At 62.7% G+C, this 14,939-nt stretch carries 16 protein-coding genes; 8 read left to right on the top strand and 8 right to left on the bottom strand.

From position 1 onward, the window contains the following. Positions 1 to 7 precede the first annotated feature (7 nt). Positions 8 to 813 (bottom strand): IS5 family transposase gene (locus AB4097_RS11055; protein ID WP_442039399.1). Its coding sequence is split into 2 segments (ribosomal slippage): positions 8 to 483 and positions 483 to 813, totalling 807 coding nucleotides; the frame shifts between segments, so codons are not numbered across the junction. 119 nt (positions 814 to 932) lie between these two features. On the opposite strand from AB4097_RS11055, the gene AB4097_RS11050 reads away from it, so the two are divergent. Beyond that, positions 933 to 1,229 (top strand): type II toxin-antitoxin system RelE/ParE family toxin, encoded by a 297-nt coding sequence (locus tag AB4097_RS11050; protein WP_442039397.1) that lies wholly within the window; start codon positions 933 to 935, stop codon positions 1,227 to 1,229. 3 nt (positions 1,230 to 1,232) lie between these two features. Continuing rightward, positions 1,233 to 1,517 carry an addiction module antidote protein gene (locus tag AB4097_RS11045; RefSeq protein ID WP_442039395.1) on the top strand — a complete coding sequence of 95 codons (285 nt, stop codon included), beginning with the start codon at positions 1,233 to 1,235 and terminating at the stop codon, positions 1,515 to 1,517. Positions 1,518 to 1,747: 230 nt separating this feature from the next. Here the strand turns inward: AB4097_RS11045 and AB4097_RS11040 are convergent, their stop codons facing one another. Both AB4097_RS11040 and AB4097_RS11035 read right to left on the bottom strand, forming a co-directional pair. Further along, complete coding sequence (locus tag AB4097_RS11040) at positions 1,748 to 3,343, bottom strand: DHA2 family efflux MFS transporter permease subunit (protein WP_442039393.1); 1,596 nt, start codon at positions 3,341 to 3,343, stop codon at positions 1,748 to 1,750. A 6-nt stretch (positions 3,344 to 3,349) separates the two neighbouring features. Beyond that, complete coding sequence (locus AB4097_RS11035) at positions 3,350 to 4,546, bottom strand: HlyD family secretion protein (RefSeq protein ID WP_442039391.1); 1,197 nt, start codon at positions 4,544 to 4,546, stop codon at positions 3,350 to 3,352. 185 nt (positions 4,547 to 4,731) lie between these two features. Between AB4097_RS11035 and AB4097_RS11030 the strand changes: the two genes are divergently transcribed. Beyond that, the gene (locus tag AB4097_RS11030; RefSeq protein WP_442039387.1) at positions 4,732 to 5,397 is read left to right on the top strand and encodes a TetR/AcrR family transcriptional regulator; all 666 of its coding nucleotides are present in this window, start codon (positions 4,732 to 4,734) and stop codon (positions 5,395 to 5,397) included. Here AB4097_RS11030 and AB4097_RS11025 read toward each other — a convergent pair. Then, the gene (locus AB4097_RS11025) at positions 5,357 to 6,043 is read right to left on the bottom strand and encodes a Crp/Fnr family transcriptional regulator (protein WP_442039380.1); all 687 of its coding nucleotides are present in this window, start codon (positions 6,041 to 6,043) and stop codon (positions 5,357 to 5,359) included. The two genes, AB4097_RS11030 and AB4097_RS11025, sit on opposite strands and share 41 nt — an antisense overlap. A gap of 172 nt (positions 6,044 to 6,215) precedes the next feature. Here AB4097_RS11025 and AB4097_RS11020 point away from each other — a divergent pair, with 172 nt between their 5' ends. The 5 genes from AB4097_RS11020 to AB4097_RS11000 all read left to right on the top strand — a co-directional run bounded on the left by AB4097_RS11020 (position 6,216) and on the right by AB4097_RS11000 (position 10,546). Next, positions 6,216 to 8,093 (top strand): ABC-F family ATP-binding cassette domain-containing protein, encoded by a 1,878-nt coding sequence (locus AB4097_RS11020; RefSeq protein ID WP_442039378.1) that lies wholly within the window; start codon positions 6,216 to 6,218, stop codon positions 8,091 to 8,093. Between the two features lie 656 nt (positions 8,094 to 8,749). Further along, complete coding sequence (locus tag AB4097_RS11015; protein ID WP_442039376.1) at positions 8,750 to 9,013, top strand: hypothetical protein; 264 nt, start codon at positions 8,750 to 8,752, stop codon at positions 9,011 to 9,013. A gap of 151 nt (positions 9,014 to 9,164) precedes the next feature. Beyond that, positions 9,165 to 9,548 carry a hypothetical protein gene (locus AB4097_RS11010; RefSeq protein WP_442039374.1) on the top strand — a complete coding sequence of 128 codons (384 nt, stop codon included), beginning with the start codon at positions 9,165 to 9,167 and terminating at the stop codon, positions 9,546 to 9,548. Positions 9,549 to 9,977: 429 nt separating this feature from the next. Continuing rightward, positions 9,978 to 10,115: a hypothetical protein gene (locus tag AB4097_RS11005; RefSeq protein ID WP_442039372.1), complete on the top strand. Its 138-nt coding sequence runs from the start codon at positions 9,978 to 9,980 to the stop codon at positions 10,113 to 10,115. Between the two features lie 143 nt (positions 10,116 to 10,258). Further along, positions 10,259 to 10,546, top strand: coding sequence for a hypothetical protein (locus tag AB4097_RS11000; protein ID WP_442039370.1), 288 nt, complete (start codon positions 10,259 to 10,261; stop codon positions 10,544 to 10,546). 310 nt (positions 10,547 to 10,856) lie between these two features. Here AB4097_RS11000 and AB4097_RS10995 read toward each other — a convergent pair whose 3' ends face one another. The 4 genes from AB4097_RS10995 to AB4097_RS10980 form a co-directional block, all read right to left on the bottom strand. Continuing rightward, entirely contained in the window at positions 10,857 to 11,366 is a 510-nt protein-coding gene (locus tag AB4097_RS10995; RefSeq protein ID WP_442039368.1) for a hypothetical protein, read from the bottom strand. A 9-nt stretch (positions 11,367 to 11,375) separates the two neighbouring features. Then, positions 11,376 to 11,765: a hypothetical protein gene (locus tag AB4097_RS10990; RefSeq protein ID WP_442039366.1), complete on the bottom strand. Its 390-nt coding sequence runs from the start codon at positions 11,763 to 11,765 to the stop codon at positions 11,376 to 11,378. Continuing rightward, on the bottom strand, positions 11,765 to 13,339 hold the full coding sequence (locus AB4097_RS10985) for a S10 family peptidase (protein WP_442039364.1): 1,575 nt from the start codon (positions 13,337 to 13,339) through the stop codon (positions 11,765 to 11,767). The genes AB4097_RS10990 and AB4097_RS10985 overlap by 1 nt, the downstream gene beginning before the upstream one ends. 100 nt (positions 13,340 to 13,439) lie before the next feature. Beyond that, complete coding sequence (locus tag AB4097_RS10980) at positions 13,440 to 14,930, bottom strand: S10 family serine carboxypeptidase-like protein (RefSeq protein ID WP_442039362.1); 1,491 nt, start codon at positions 14,928 to 14,930, stop codon at positions 13,440 to 13,442. Positions 14,931 to 14,939: the final 9 nt, after the last annotated feature.

The raw sequence follows: 14,939 nt of genomic DNA, 5'->3' as shown, positions 1-14,939 counted from the left end.
AGAGCACCTAACAAAACCATCTCTGGACGAAGCGCCAAGTGATGAGGGCTGAGGCGAGCGTCAGAAAGGCCGTGTGGATGTCGGCCCTGCGCTCATAGCGGATAGCAAGGCGGCGAAACTGTCCATACCAAGCCAATGTGCGCTCCACGACCCAACGGTGACGACCCAGCTTCGCGCTGCTCTCGACACCCCGTCTGGCGATCCGCGGTTGAATGTGCCGTTGGCTCAGAGCTTGCCGACAGCGACGGTGATCATACGCCTTGTCCGCGTGCAGCTTGGTGGGACGCTTGCGCGGCGGCCCCCAACTCTGCCGGATGGGCGGGACGGCATCGACGAGCGGCTCCAGCATGCGACTGTCATGCACGTTGGCGCCGGTGAGGCTCAGCGCAAGCGGGATGCCGTTCGCATCCGTGAGGACGTGGCGCTTCGAGCCGGCTTTGCCACGGTCTGTCGGGTTCGGGCCGGTCGCCGCGCCCCCTTTTTGGCCGCAACGGCCGCACTGTCCAAAGCAGCCCGGCTGAAGTCGATGGCATTGCGGCGGCCGAGCCGGTCAAGCAGAACCTGCTGAAGCTTGTGCCAGACACCGGCCTGCTGCCAATCGCGCAAGCGCCGCCAGCACGTCATCCCCGAGCCGCAGCCCATCTCCTGGGGCAGCAACTCCCACGGCGTGCCGGAGCGTAACACGAACAAGATGCCAGTCAGGGCTGCCCTGTCACTCAGCCGCGGCCGTCCACCCTTAGGCTTGGGAGGCTCAGGGGGAAGGAGAGGTTCGATCACCGCCCACAGGGCGTCGGAAACAAGAGGTTTGGCCATGCCATACCAACGCTCTTAATCCAGTTTTGTTAGACGCTCTAAGTAAAGCATGGTTCCTAAGCTGGACGCTTGCTAATCCTAAGGCTTGATGGATTGTAACTTATAAGCTACATTCCATCATGATCGAGGTTCGCCAGACGGCCGAGTACGCCAAGTGGTTCGACAGCCTTCGGGACATCAAAGCCCGGGCAAAGATCAATGTTCGGATTCGCCGCCTGTCTCTGGGCAACCCCGGCGATGTAAAGCCCGTAGGCGAAGGCGTCAGTGAAATGCGGGTCGATTACGGCCCTGGCTATCGAATCTATTTCGTCCAACTTGGTCAGGTCGTGGTCCTGCTGCTCTGCGGCGGCGACAAGAGCAGCCAGAGCCGAGACATCGAAAAGGCGAAAGCCCTCGCGAATGCGTGGAAGGAGTGAGCCATGCCTCTCGAAACTAAACCCTGGGATCCAGCCGAGCATCTCGACAGCGAAGAAGCCATGGCAGCCTATCTCGACGCTGCCCTTGAGGATGGCGATCCTGCCCTGATTTCCGCAGCCCTTGGCGACATAGCAAGGGCAAAGGGGATGAGCCAACTCGCGAGGGACACGGGCCTGTCTCGCGAGAGCCTTTATCGATCTCTCAGCGCAGAAGGAAACCCGGAGCTTGCGACCGTCGTCAAGGTAATGAAGTCGCTCGGCCTTCGGCTGGCTGCCATTCCGACGTGAGACAGCTATTTTTGTAGAGCTCCGCGCCTTTCACGATCGAGATCACCGGCACTGATCCCCTGATCAAGTCCGGGGAGGTGACGACGTACGATGCGAAGGCACGGATATGTCCCTCCCGGCCGGAGTATCCGGGAGGGGAAGGGCATCCGAACGCAGCACGTGGGGTGGATCCCCTTCCCTCACTTCGCGCCGGGGACAACACGGGAACGGTCATCCCGACAACTGTCGCCTTAATGTCCACCCCCACCGCCTGCGGGAGCGGCGCGCGGCTTCTTGATGAAGGGTAGAGCGAGGATCAGGCCGAGGAACAGCACCGTCAGCAGAAGGAATACGTCCGAGAAGGACATGACCATCGCCTCGCGACGAACCATGTTGGACAGGTTCTTGATCGCCGCCGCTTCCGCGTCGATGCCGAACGACTGGAACTTCATGGTCATGGAGTTCAGCGTCTCGACGGCCGTCGAACGTCCCCAGTTCACGCTCTCGTGCAGCCGCTGGAGATGCAGATCCAGACGGTTGTTGAGAATTGTGTTGATGAGCGCCAGCCCCACGGCACCACCCAGATTGCGGGTGAGGTTGTAGAGACCCGACGCGTTCTTGATGCGCTCCGGCGGCAGGGTGCCGAGCGCGATGTTGTTGATCGGCACCATGCAGATCATGAGGCCGACGCCCCGGAAGATCTGAGGCACGAAGAGCTCCCAGAAATCCCAATCCTTGGTCAGTCCGCTCATCATCCATGTGCCGAAGGCGAAGGCCGCGAAGCCGATGCCCATCATGATGCGCGGGTCCATCTTGCGTGACAGAATGCCCGCAATCGGCGCCATGAAGAACATGGTCGCGCCCGACACGAACATCGTCTCGCCGATCTGCAGGGACGAATAGCCCCGTACGCGCCCAAGATAGACCGGATAGAGATAGGTCAGGCCATAGAGGCCGATGCCCATGACGAAGCTGAAGGACGAGCCCGCCAGGAAGTTGCGGTCGGCAAAGGCGCGCAGATCGACGATGGGTTGCTTGGCCGTGAAGGCGCGGTAGAAGAACCCGATGGCCCCGATGGCGCCGACGATGGCGAGGAACAGCACCACCTCATCCTGGAACCACTCGTTGTTCGGCCCCTCCTCCAGCACATATTCGAGGCTGCCGAGGAAAGCCGCCATGAAGCCGAGACCCGCCCAGTCGAACGACTTGAACAGGTCCAAATTCGGCTCGTCGAAATCGACCAGGAGATAGGTGGAGACCGTCACGAAGATGCCGGGCACGATGTTCACGAGGAACAGCCAGTGCCAGGAGAACAGGTCCGTGAGGTAGCCGCCGAGCGTCGGGCCGATGGTCGGTGCGAGTGTGGCCACGAGGCCGATGATCGGCGAAATCACCGGCCGCTTCTCCGGTGGGAAGACCGTGAAGGCCGATGCGAACACGGTCGGGATCATGCCGCCGCCGATAAAGCCCTGCAACGCGCGATAGACGATCATCTGATCGATGTTGGAGGCTGTCGCGCACAGGAAGCTCATGAACGTGAAGCCGCCTGCGGAAATGACGAACATCCAGCGGGTGGAAAGCACGCGCGAGAGCGTTCCCGAGAGCGGGATCATGATCACTTCGGCGATCAGATAGCTCGTCTGGACCCAGGAGATTTCGTCGGACGAGGCAGACAGGCCCGCCTGAATCTCGGCAAGCGAGGCCGACACGATCTGGATGTCCAGGATCGCCATGAACATGCCGAAGACCATGCAGAAGAATGCAAAGGTCCTGCGCGGGCTCACCTGCGCAGGATTTGCAACCGGCATGGCTTGAGGCTTGGGTGAAATGGCAGCCGATGCGGCCATGATGGTTTACTCTTTGATGCTGGCCGTCTTTTCAGGCGCGGCCGAGGTGCGCGTGTCGACGTCGACCACCACCGACAGGCCGGGACGCAGCAGACCCTGCTGGGCGACCTCGGGGCTGACGGTGACGCGGACGGGCACGCGCTGAACGATCTTGGTGAAGTTTCCGGTGGCGTTTTCCGGCGGCAGCAGGCTGAACACCGCGCCCGAGGCGGGCGACACGCTCTCGACCTTGCCGACGATGTCGGAATCGGGGAACGCGTCGACCTTCACATGCACCGTCTGGCCGGGCTTCAGGGAGGAGAGCTGCGTCTCCTTGAAGTTGGCGTCCACATGGACGCTGGTCAGGGGCACGAGAGCCGCCAGACGCGCGCCGGGCTGCACATAGGTGCCGACCTCGACGGCCTTGTTGCCGATGACACCGTCGACCGGCGCACGGATCTCCGTGAAGGACAGGTCGCGCTCGGCCTTGTCGACCGAGGTCTGGTACTCGGCGGCGAGACGCTCGCCTTCGGTCCGCTGGGCCGCGAGAACCTCGACATTCGCCTGGGCGGCGGCCACCGCGGCCTGGGCGCTCTTCACGTCGGCATTGGCGCGGTCGCGTGCCGCCTTGGCATTTTCGAGCGCCGCGCGGCTGGTGAAGTCCGACCGGGCGAGCTGCTGCTGGCGGGCGTAATCGCCCTCGGCCCGCTCGGCCTCGGCCTGCGCGCTGACCACCTGCGCCTCGGCCTGCGTCACGGAGGCGCGACCGGCCTCGATCTGGCGGCCGATGCGGTCGATGGCGCTCTGCTGGGTCGCAAGCTTGTCCTTGGCCGATTGCAGGGCGAGGCGGTAATCGCCGTCGTCGATCTTGGCGATCAGGTCGCCCGCCTTGACGCTCTGGTTGTTCGTGACCGCAACCGACGCGACGTAGCCGGAGATCTTGGCCGACAGGAGTGTGATGTCCGCCTGGACATAGGCGTCGTCGGTCGAGACCATGAAGCGGCCGTCCGTCCACCAATGGTAGCCCTCATAGCCGCCGAATCCCAGGGCGGCCGCCAGGACGGCCAGGATCACGGGCTTCTTGCCGAAACCCTTCTTCTTGGCCTTGGGCGGCTCCGCCACGGGGGCAGCCGTCTCCGGCTGGGGAGCCTGAACGGGCTGCCCTTCCCTCGCGGTCTCCGGACGCTCCTTGGCGCCCTGCTCAAACTCTTCCCGATAAGCCATGTGAACCTCTGCAAGCCAACTTAAAGCCCTTGTGTCGAAAAGGTTCGGGCTTATCGTTGCAGTCTTGATCTCGATCGATAGCCCGCCATATATGAGTTGACCGAACCGTTCGGTCAATAGGCGAAACACAAAAGGAACCGATAAGAGCTATGAACGCCGTGCATGACCTCATCCGGGAGCAGGAGATGTCCCCGGTTGCCGACGAGAGCCCAGAGAATGCAAAACGCCGCCAGATCCTGGACGGCGCCCGTAAGGTTTTTCTCGCGCAGGGCTTCGATGGCGCAAGCATGGGTGAGATCGCCAAGGTGGCCGGCGTCTCCAAGGGCACGCTTTATGTGTATTTCGACAGCAAGGAGAGCCTCTTTACGGCCCTGACGACGGAAGAGAAGCGTGGCTTGGCCGAGGTTCTGTTCAAGATGGATCCCAACGATCCCGATGTCCGGGGGGTTCTGAGGGCGCTGGGGCTCAGCTACCTGCGCCGCATGGGGAAGCCCGAGCACATCTCCTCGATCCGGATGGTCATGGGCGCGGCGGAGAAGTTCCCCCATCTGGGTCAGGCGTTCTATGAGGCCGGTCCCTGCCAGGGTCTTGCCCGCCTCGGTGCCTACTTCGACAGCCAAGTCGAAGCGGGACGGCTTTCCATGGAGGATTCCGGCGTCGCCGCGCAGCATTTCCTCGACCTGTGCGTGTCCGGCATGCTGCGCCGCCTGCTCTTCTCCGTGGGCGGGCCGCCGACGGAAGACGAGATCCAGCGGAACGTCGAGAACGCACTCCGGGTGTTCTTCGCAGCCTACGGACCGCAGGACCGGCCTAGTGATCCGTCTGCATCGCCTCGGCTACGCGCGCTTTGAGCACGTCGGGCTGCCGCAGGATCAGGGCGCCGCGCGTGCGCTCGATCAGCCCTTCCTGGGTCAGCATGGTGAATTCCCGCGTGATCTGCTCGCGGCGGCAGCCGATCCGCGCCGCGACGATGTGGTGGAAGGGCGGCGGCGTGATGACACGCACCCCCGACCGGTCCTGACGGGGCGTCGACAGGCGCAGCAGCTCCGAATAGAGCCGGTGCCGGAGATCTAGAACGGTCTGCTCCATGAAGCGGGCGTTCAGCTCGCGGATGCGGGACGCCATGAGGCAGAAGAGCCGCTCGGCCACGGGCTGGTGCGCGAAGAGGAGCTCCTTGAAGACGGAAGCCGGCATCACGCAGGCCTCGCCGCGGGTCAGCGCCGTGACGTTGGCCGAGCGCGGAACCCCGTCGAGCGCCGCAAGCTCCCCGAACAGGTCGCCCGGCCTCATCTCGTGGAGAATGACCTCCTTGCCGGAGGCCGTGCGCATGAGAACGCGGACCTCGCCCGAGAGGAGGAAGTAGACGTCCGTCGACGGCTCGTCGAAGTCGACCAGGACCTCCTCCGGATCGAAGCGGCGCCAGTTGGCCCGCGCCTCGATCGGCCCGAGGTCGATGTCGAGCTCCTTGAACAGCTTGATTCCGGCAAGCCGCGCCATCGGTCTACTCCCCCTGAATACCAGACTTGGCTATAGCACAGATTTCCCATGGCCAGTACGGCCTTGTGCCCTTCCCTCTTTCAGCCTTCGTCGATGTTGTCACTGGCAATTCAGGCTAGGTGCCCCGGACCAAAGACCTTGCCAGCGCCGATATCCCACGCCAAAAGACCGCATGCTTCACGTCAACGACCTGACCTACCGTATCGGCGACCGGCTGATCCTCGACCGCGCCTCCTTCAACCTGCCCACCGGCGCGAAGGTGGGGCTGGTCGGACGCAACGGCGCGGGCAAGACAACCCTGTTCAAGATCATCCAGGGCGAACTCGCCACCGAGAGCGGCAGCGTCACCCTGCCCCGCGGCATGAAGATCGGCGCCGTGGCCCAGGAGGCGCCGGGCGGCCCCGAATCCCTGATCGACGTGGTGCTCGCGGCCGACAAGGAACGCAGCGCCCTGATCGCAGAGGCGGAGCATGCGGACGGCATCCGCCGGGCCGAGATCGAGACGCGGCTCACCGATATCGGGGCCCATTCCGCCCCCGCGAGGGCGGCCGCGATCCTGCACGGCCTCGGCTTCGACGCGGAGGCTCAACAACGGCCCTGCGCGGATTTCTCGGGCGGCTGGCGCATGCGCGTGGCGCTTGCCGCCGTGCTCTTCACCGAACCGGACCTGCTGCTCCTCGACGAGCCGACCAACTATCTCGATCTCGAAGGCACGCTCTGGCTCTACGATTATCTCGGGCGCTACCCGCACACGGTGCTGGTCATCAGCCACGACCGGGAACTGCTCGATGCCTGTGTCAACCACATCCTCCATCTCGACCGGGGCAAGCTCACGATCTATCGCGGGGGCTATACCTCCTTCGCCAAGCAATATGCGGACAAGCGCGAGCTGACCGCCAAGATGGCGGCCAAGCAGGAGGCGGAGCGCAAGCATCTCCAGGCCTTCGTGGACCGCTTCAAGGCCAAGGCCTCGAAGGCCCGGCAGGCGCAGTCCCGCGTCAAGCGGCTCGCCAAGCTGGAGCCCATCGCGACCATCGTGGAAGACGATGTGCTGCCCTTCAACCTGCCGGGTCCGGAGCGCCCCGCCGCGCCGCCGCTGATCACCGTCGAGGGTGGCGCCGTAGGGTATGGGGAGCGGATCGTCCTCGACCGCCTGAACCTCACCATCGCGCCCGACGACCGGATTGCGCTCCTGGGCTCGAACGGCAACGGCAAGTCAACCTTCTGCAAGCTCATCGGCGGCAGGCTCGCGCCCATGAAGGGGGAGATGCGCACGCCCACGCGCATGGACGTCGCCTATTTCGCCCAGCACCAGCTCGACGAGCTGAACCCCAAGGCAACGGCCTATGACCACGTGGCCGAGCGCATGCCCGACACACCCATCGCCAGGATCCGCGCCCGCACGGCGCAGATCGGCTTTCCGGGCGCGAAGGCGGACACGCCGGTCTCCGCCCTTTCGGGTGGCGAGAAGGCGCGCCTGCTGATGGGATTGGCGGCCTTCGACGGCCCTCACCTGCTCATCCTCGACGAGCCGACGAACCATCTCGACATCGACAGCCGCACGGCCCTGATGGAGGCGATCAACGATTATACGGGCGCCGTCATCCTGGTGAGCCACGACCGCTTCCTGATCGAAGCCTGCGCCGACCGGCTCTGGATCGTCGGCAACGGCGGCGTGAAGCCCTTCGACGGCGACATGGACGATTACCGCCAGCTGGTGCTGTCCGGCGATCTCGATCCGCAGAAGCGCTCCGACAAACCGCAGGCGCCGACCGCCTCCAAGACGGACGAGCGCCGCGCCGCCGCCGAGCGCCGGGCAGCGCTCGCCCCCCTGCGCAAGAAGCTGGAGGCGCTTGAGGGCAGGATGGCGAAGCTCACCGACGTGATCAGCAAGGTCGATGCCGCCCTCGCCGACGGTACGGCCTTCCTCAAGGATGCGGCCAAAGCCGCCGACCTGTCGAAGATGCGAGCGGATGCCGCTACCACCTTGAGCACCCTGGAAGAGGAGTGGCTCATGCTCAGCAGCGAGATCGAGGAAGCGGGGGTCTAGGGTATTTTCGGTGACGTCGATCCGGGTGCGCCGTCAAAGAATGCGAAGGCACATCAGAGGTTTTTCCGCCGACGCCTCCTCCCGAATACAACACCTCCCCGTCATGGCCGGCCTTGTGCCGGCCATCTCGATAAGGAAAAGCGCTGCGCTTCGTGCAGTCGAGATCACCGGCACGAGGCCGGTGATGATGTTGGGAGTGTCACTCCAGGAGAGACGCGTAGCGGAAGGGAAGGAAAGCCATCGCTCGGCGCTTGATCGTGGATCCCCTTCCCTCGCTTTTGGGCTCGCCGGGGATGACACTCACCACGTCATGGCCGGCCTTGTGCCGGCCATCCCGATCCGGAAGAGCGCGGCGCTTCAGGTCATCGGGATCACCGAGACAAGCCCGGTGTTGACATGAGACCAGAGCTCTCACCTCAATGCCGTCGGACCGGCCTGCGGCAGGAGGCCCTTGGTGCCCGTGGGCTGCCAAGTCGAAACGCCTAAAAGAACCGTGCGTGACGAGCAGTTCGGCTCTCACCAACATCCTTAGACATCGAGCCGGGCTGCCATCGCGCCACCCTCGATTGCCTTCAAACTCCGGGCTCTCGCAGCCCGGAGACGAAGGCCCATGCCTTCCCTTTTCATCTCCCGTCCGATTGCCGAAAGATCATTCCATGACACGCTTTCATCCCCTCCTGTCCGAGCTGCCCGATTGCGACGATACCCTGCTCCGCCTCGCCGACGTGCTGCAGATGCCGGTCACCTGCCGCAGGAGCCGGTGCCGGCGCCGGGGCGCGTGCCAGGGCGGCTACGGGCCGCCCTGCTATCTGGAGGACCGCCGGGCCTTCGTGGTGGGCGTGGGCGGGCAGATGCAGGAATACCGGGAGTTCTGGCACGACCGCTACCGGGCGATCCAGGCGCAGGAGCGGCGGCGGTGACGCTCTTCTTCGGCTGCAACGGCGGGATCGGGGTGGCGGGACAGGAGCCGCAGGATCACGGTCCGCGCAAGGCGCATCGCTTTTATGATACATTATAATATATTTAACGATCTGGGCTGTAGCTTGGCGTTCTCACCATGGAGAACGAGACATGCTTCGTGCGGTATTGGCGACAGCCGTGATTGCCACCGGTGCGTTCCTTGGATCGCCTGCGGACGTGCAGGCGCAAGGATTGGTGCCCTGCTCGCGGGAGGGTGGATTCTGCCGCGTCCCCTACCCCACGCGCGTCATTTACGGCGTTCCGGGGCGGAGCGCGGAGATCTTCGTCGGAAGGGGCGGCACAGCCTGCTCCAACAGCATCTTCGGCGATCCGGCTCCGGGCACGCCCAAGCGCTGCGCCTATGTCGCCCGCCGATACGACAGGGACGAGCGGTGGCGCGGCGAAGGCCATCGCGGGCCACCGCGCGGTTATGATCGCGATTTCAGGGAATACGACGAGGGCTACGATCGCCCCGTCCGCCGATACGTCTACTGACGGACGGCATGGGACAGCGGTCCCTCGACCGCAAACCGGACGCGCCAATGCAGTGCCCGGTTCCTACTCCCTCGTATCTACTCCCCCGGAGGCCCCGGGTTACCTACTCGGGGCCCACGCAGAATCGCAGCAGGAACGTATTCTCGAACTTGCCTTATGGGGAGGCTGACAGATGAGAATCCACATTTCCGCCTGTACCGACAGGGTGTTCGCCGAAGGCCTCCTGCCGCTGGCCCATCTGACGGAGAGTTCGGCGCTCGCCGTCAACGACAACGGGCTTCGCTCGCAGGGAAGACCGAAGATCCGCCTGCATTTGAGGCGCGCGCCTTGCCTCGCACAACATGCAGCTAGGTAAGTATTGAGTGCGGCACAGCACATACGTCCGACCATCCGTGAGGTAGCGTTCGGCTGCCTTTGATGGAGGCTGCGATGAACCAGCTCATGTCCTATTGCACGGTGCGGCTCTTCTCACGGGCGCTCGTGCCGCTCGCCCCGTTCCGGGCCAGGGAGGTCGAACCCGGCAACGACAACGACCCTCCGGTCTCGTTTCCGTCCGTGTGGCGGTGAAGCGATCCTCCAGGCGTGATCCAGCGCTCCCCTCGTCCATGATGGCTGTTGCTTAACTCCTTTGGACATTTGAATCCTCCTGCCCCCGGCTGCGACATTCCTCTGCCGTCGGACACGCTGAATCGGTCCGGATGGAGAGGACATTGACCGTCGATCATGATCTTGAAGAGATCGTCGATCTGTTTGCCATCGGCAGGCCGATGCGCAATGCCGGTCTCATGCCGGTGAAGGTCGCGACCCTTCCTCTCAGGAAAGCCGTTGCAGTGGTGATCGAGGACTGGTCCGACGACAAGTTCAGGCAATTGAGCGCCGTGATTCAAAGGCAGGCGGGCCCCGCCATCCGCAGTCTCGACGATATCAGGCATCTCTACGATTGCGCATGTGCCGACACCGGATGCCACAGAAGGCCTGCAAGGCCGGCCGACCCCTGAAATCTCGGCATGCACACAGGTGTGTTCGCATCTGCCCGTGCGAGAGACCTGGTGAATTATGGGAGCTATGACCGAATAAGGCTCGACTCTTTCCTGCGTTTGAGATTGTCTTCCCGCAAAAATCGGAGGAAACGAAGAACCTGCCATGGATGAGGACCAAGACGACTTTCCCGGACCGGCTATCAGCAATCCGGCCAACGACAAATGGGCGCGAACCTTCCGGTGGATCGGGCTGTTATGCGGCATCGCAATGCTCGGATGGACCGCTGTCCTCATCGGTTGATCGGCGCGCGAAATGCGGTCCTCGCCTCTACGGCAGACATCCGAGCGAGCGCGCCAGACGCCCGATCAAAGGGTCGTAGGCCTGTCTGCCGGCAATCGGATACGTCACGCGGATCTCATGGGTGGCGCCGCAGCCTTCGGTGGCCTTTACATAAATGATATCGGCGCCTCTGGTGCCGGAGGCGACGAACCATTCCTTACCTTGCGCCTTGTAAGCGATGGCCACGCCATCCTTCTGTAGACTGTCTAGCAACCACTTCCGATATGCGGCGAAATTCACCGTGACCGTCGTGGCACCATGGCTTCCGAAGACGCGAAGCTCCGCCCCATCGGCGGATTTGAACGTGCGCCCGTCGCCATTCGCCGGCGCGGGCTCTACCATCGTGAAAATCCCCGGCACGTCGACGGACGTCCCGAAGCGCGCGTTGCGATAGCGGCTCCAGGAAGTATCGCTACGCGTCAGGTCCTGGGCCAGGCTCTTGGCAGGCAAAAAGACCAGGCCGGCAGCAGCGAAAATGCGACCGGCAGATCTGGCCATGCTCCGCCCCTACGGCTTCACCACCCGATCGAGCTTGTTGTTGACGAAGAAATAGAGCTCGCGCCCGCCGGGCTCGGAATAGAGCACCTGCACCTCGCGCTGTCCCTTGCCGCTCTCGCCGACGAGCACATCGGTCGCGGGCTTGCCCTTCAGGCGCACGAGATCGCATTCCGTGATGCCGGGCTCGATGGCGGTAGCCGTTCCCCAGGCCCTGACGGTGCACTGGCCGTCCGGCCCGAGCACGGGCCCGCTGATCGCGGGGCCCAAGGACGCCGAGGGCGCAGGAGCCGGTGCCACGACCGGAGCCGAAACAGGCGGCGCACTGGTTGTGCTGGTGCAGCCCGCCAGAACCAACGCCGCGAACGCGACTCCCGAGAGAACCTTTACACGCATCACCATCAATCCCCGTTATCCGCCGCCCTTGCCTGCAGGGCCTGTTCGAAGAGCCGCTGCACGTCGCCCCTGAAGGCCCGCCGCGACGCCTCCCGCGAATAAAACATGTGGCCGCCGTCGTAAACACTCAAAGCCACACGCCTCTGGGGCCCGAGATCGGGGAGCTGGTTCAGGAGGAGCTGGGAAGCATAGTAGGGCGTCACCAGATCGGTGAAGCCGTGGGTGACGAGCACGCGCAGCTTCCCGTCGAGGGCAAGAGCCTGACGCAACTCGTCGAGGTTTTCCGGCCCGTTGCGGCCGCTGCCCCAGCGCCACGCGCCGGTGACAGATCCGTTCAGCAGGTTGTAGCGCCCCTCGGCCTTGTAGTTCAGCGTGTCGGTCAGATGATGGATGATCGCGCTCGTCAGCGGCGCCGTCATCGCGCCGAGCACCGGATCCTCGAAGCGCGAAGACTGGGACGTCGGATTGGGATCGGCAGCGGCCGCATTGGTGTCGTAGGCGCTGACGATCTCGGCGGCTCCGCGCCGGAGTTCTCTTTGAACGGTGCGCATGTCGATGCGCCCCGCGAGGCGGCGCGTCAGTTCGTGATCGAGCCCGCTGAACTCCGCCACGCGGCGGCTGATCCGGTCCACGGCCTCCTTGTCCTGCAGGCCGCGCATGAGATCGACGAGATACTCTCCCGACGCATAGTTTTCCGCGTCCTTCAATGCATCTCGCGACACCGGCCCTACATGGGAGAGCTTCGTTGCGGCCAGGGACGGTAGGAGTGCGGCGTTGGTCCAGGGAGCGCCTGCGGTTCCCTGCTCGAGCCAGTCGAAATCGAAGACCGGCGAGACGAGAACGAGTCCGCTGAAACCGATGCCCTGGTCGCTCTGCAGCTTCTGGGCCAGGAGCGGGCCACGGAAACCGCCATAACTCTCGCCGACGAAGAATTTCGGCGAGGTGAGCCGGTTCTTCTCCTTGAGCCAGCGCATGACGAATGCCGCGAGGCCGTCGATATCGCCCTGCACGGAATAGAACCGATCCCGCACCTGATCGCCCCCGACCACGCGGCTGTAGCCCGTGCCGGGCGGGTCGATGAACACGAGATCCGTGAAATCGAGCCAGGTTTCGGCGTTGGGCACGAGCGCCGTCGGAGCCGAGGGGCTGATCGTCGGCCCGTCGAGCGGCAGCAGCCAGGGCCCGATGGCAAGAAGATGCAGATAGGCCGATGAGGCGCCAGGCCCCCCGTTCACGGCAAATGTCACCGGCCGCGTCCCCGCATCGGCATCGTCCCGCGTATAAGACACGAAGCCGATCTCGGCCTGGGGGGCGCCCTGCTGGTCCGTCAGGGTGAGGTTGCCCGCCGTGGCGGTGAAGGACAGGGTCCGGCCCGGAAGCTGCAGGCTGTGGCGGGTCACCGATTCCGGCGGCAGAGCCTGCGTGCTCCTCGCCTGGGCCTGGGGCCGGCGTGCCTCCTGCTGCTGGCCCTGCGCCTGCTGCTCCCGACTGCCCGCCTGCTCCTGCGCACCCACCGCGAGGGGAAGGGCAAGGGACAGGACAAGGGCTGCATAGACAGGAAGACGCGTCGCTCGGGTCATCGGAAGATCCTTTTGGCCTTCCTGAAACTGGAGAGCATCCCTTCTGTTGCAAGCTCCGGGGCAATGACGAGTTTGTGTTCAGGCACTCGCAAATGCGATCCTATCGATGACCTGAAGCCTGTGTGTTCTGCTCATGTTGAAAGAAAGCTCTGACATCGTTGCGCAGGCCTCTTCGCGAAGCTTCTCGCGTATAGAATAAGTGGTTGCCGCCATAAAGCTTGAAGTCCAACCGGTCTGTCTCCTTTATCTCCATCTGCGCCGCAAGCATCTTTGTTGCAAAGTATGGCGTTGTCAGATCGCTTGTACCATGGGCAATCAGAACTCTCATCTCTCTGTCGTGGTTAAGCGCTTGCTCAAGACTTGAAAGCGACTCGACACCATAACGACTGTTGTTCCATATCCAGGTTTTGTTTAATTCCGGATCTATGACCTTGTATTTTTCGGCCGTCTGGAATTTCAGCATATTCTTGAAATATAAGTCCATCTCTCCAGAAATAATCCTAGTCAGATACTCAAGATCATAATCCTCTGAATACTCAACGGTTCTCCGCTCGTCATAGACATTGTAGGACCCCAAATTCGGAGCAGGAAGTCGCGCCAGCGTTCGTATAAAAGCTGGCACGTCGACGCGGCCCTTCGAAATCTTTGTCAAACTCGGCTGAATCCCTGTCAGCTTTTCGACTTCGTGAGCGATACGATCAATCGCCAGCGTATCTTCTACCCCTCGCAACAAATCTGAGATGTATTCGCCTGAAGCATAAGTTTCGGCTTTCTGCAAAAGCTCAGGCGTAAAGGACGAGTTTCGCTCTGCCCATATTGCAGCGACACTCGGAAGGATCGATGCGCTGATCCATGGATGTCGGATTGCGCGACCGAAAGGCAAAAGGTCGAAATCAAGAGCTGGAGAAACGAGAACTAGGCCACTGAATCCTTTCGGCCTTTCTTTCTGAATTTTGCGCGCCAAGAGCGGCGCGCGAAAGCCACCGTAACTTGCCCCTACGAAATATATTGGTGATTGCTGACGCTCTGTTTCTACCATCCATCTATGGATGAAGCTTGCAAGACCGTCGATATCGCCGCCAACCGAATGAAAATGTTGCCGCATCCTCTCGCCGCCGGTTACACGACTGTAGCCTGTGCCGGGCGGGTCGATGAAGACGAGGTCCGTAAAATCGAGCCAAGTTTCAGCATTTGGCTGTAGCGTCGAAAGACTGTTTGAGGTGCGTGCCCCTCCCAAGGAGGTCCGCCAAGGACCGATTGCCAAAAGGTTCAGATAGGCAGCGGATGCGCCAGGTCCGCCATTCACAATAAAGGCAACGGGACGCGTGGCTGGATCAGAGCCGTCTTTAGTATAGGCAACATAAGCGATCTCAGCGCGCGGGAACCCTCTCGATTCCGTAAAAACGAGATTCTCTGCCGTCGCGGTAAACTTTATTTTCCGCTCAGGAAGATCAAGTACATGGTGTGTTGTGTAGCTTTGAGAAAACGGCGTCCGATTAACAATCAAATTTTGATTTTGAGCTTGCACGCTTCCAGTCTGCGCAATCACAACAAGCACAGCAACGATAAAGAGGCGTAGAACGGCGATCACGACTGCCTT

Source organism: Microvirga sp. 2MCAF35 (assembly GCF_052115545.1).
GTDB lineage: Bacteria > Pseudomonadota > Alphaproteobacteria > Rhizobiales > Beijerinckiaceae > Microvirga.
Note: the sequence above shows the minus strand (reverse complement) of the source record. Positions and strands in the feature narration are given on the sequence as shown.

Coding starts and splice junctions, on each gene's coding strand:
- AB4097_RS11045 (WP_442039395.1), top strand. CDS start 1,233: ATGCCTCTCGAAACTAAACCCTGGGATCCAGCCGAGCATCTCGACAGC.
- AB4097_RS11030 (WP_442039387.1), top strand. CDS start 4,732: ATGTCCCCGGTTGCCGACGAGAGCCCAGAGAATGCAAAACGCCGCCAG.
- AB4097_RS10985 (WP_442039364.1), bottom strand. CDS start 13,339: ATGACCCGAGCGACGCGTCTTCCTGTCTATGCAGCCCTTGTCCTGTCC.
- AB4097_RS11025 (WP_442039380.1), bottom strand. CDS start 6,043: ATGGCGCGGCTTGCCGGAATCAAGCTGTTCAAGGAGCTCGACATCGAC.
- AB4097_RS11010 (WP_442039374.1), top strand. CDS start 9,165: ATGCTTCGTGCGGTATTGGCGACAGCCGTGATTGCCACCGGTGCGTTC.
- AB4097_RS10995 (WP_442039368.1), bottom strand. CDS start 11,366: ATGGCCAGATCTGCCGGTCGCATTTTCGCTGCTGCCGGCCTGGTCTTT.
- AB4097_RS11035 (WP_442039391.1), bottom strand. CDS start 4,546: ATGGCTTATCGGGAAGAGTTTGAGCAGGGCGCCAAGGAGCGTCCGGAG.
- AB4097_RS11015 (WP_442039376.1), top strand. CDS start 8,750: ATGACACGCTTTCATCCCCTCCTGTCCGAGCTGCCCGATTGCGACGAT.
- AB4097_RS11050 (WP_442039397.1), top strand. CDS start 933: ATGATCGAGGTTCGCCAGACGGCCGAGTACGCCAAGTGGTTCGACAGC.
- AB4097_RS11040 (WP_442039393.1), bottom strand. CDS start 3,343: ATGGCCGCATCGGCTGCCATTTCACCCAAGCCTCAAGCCATGCCGGTT.
- AB4097_RS11005 (WP_442039372.1), top strand. CDS start 9,978: ATGAACCAGCTCATGTCCTATTGCACGGTGCGGCTCTTCTCACGGGCG.
- AB4097_RS10990 (WP_442039366.1), bottom strand. CDS start 11,765: ATGGTGATGCGTGTAAAGGTTCTCTCGGGAGTCGCGTTCGCGGCGTTG.
- AB4097_RS11020 (WP_442039378.1), top strand. CDS start 6,216: ATGCTTCACGTCAACGACCTGACCTACCGTATCGGCGACCGGCTGATC.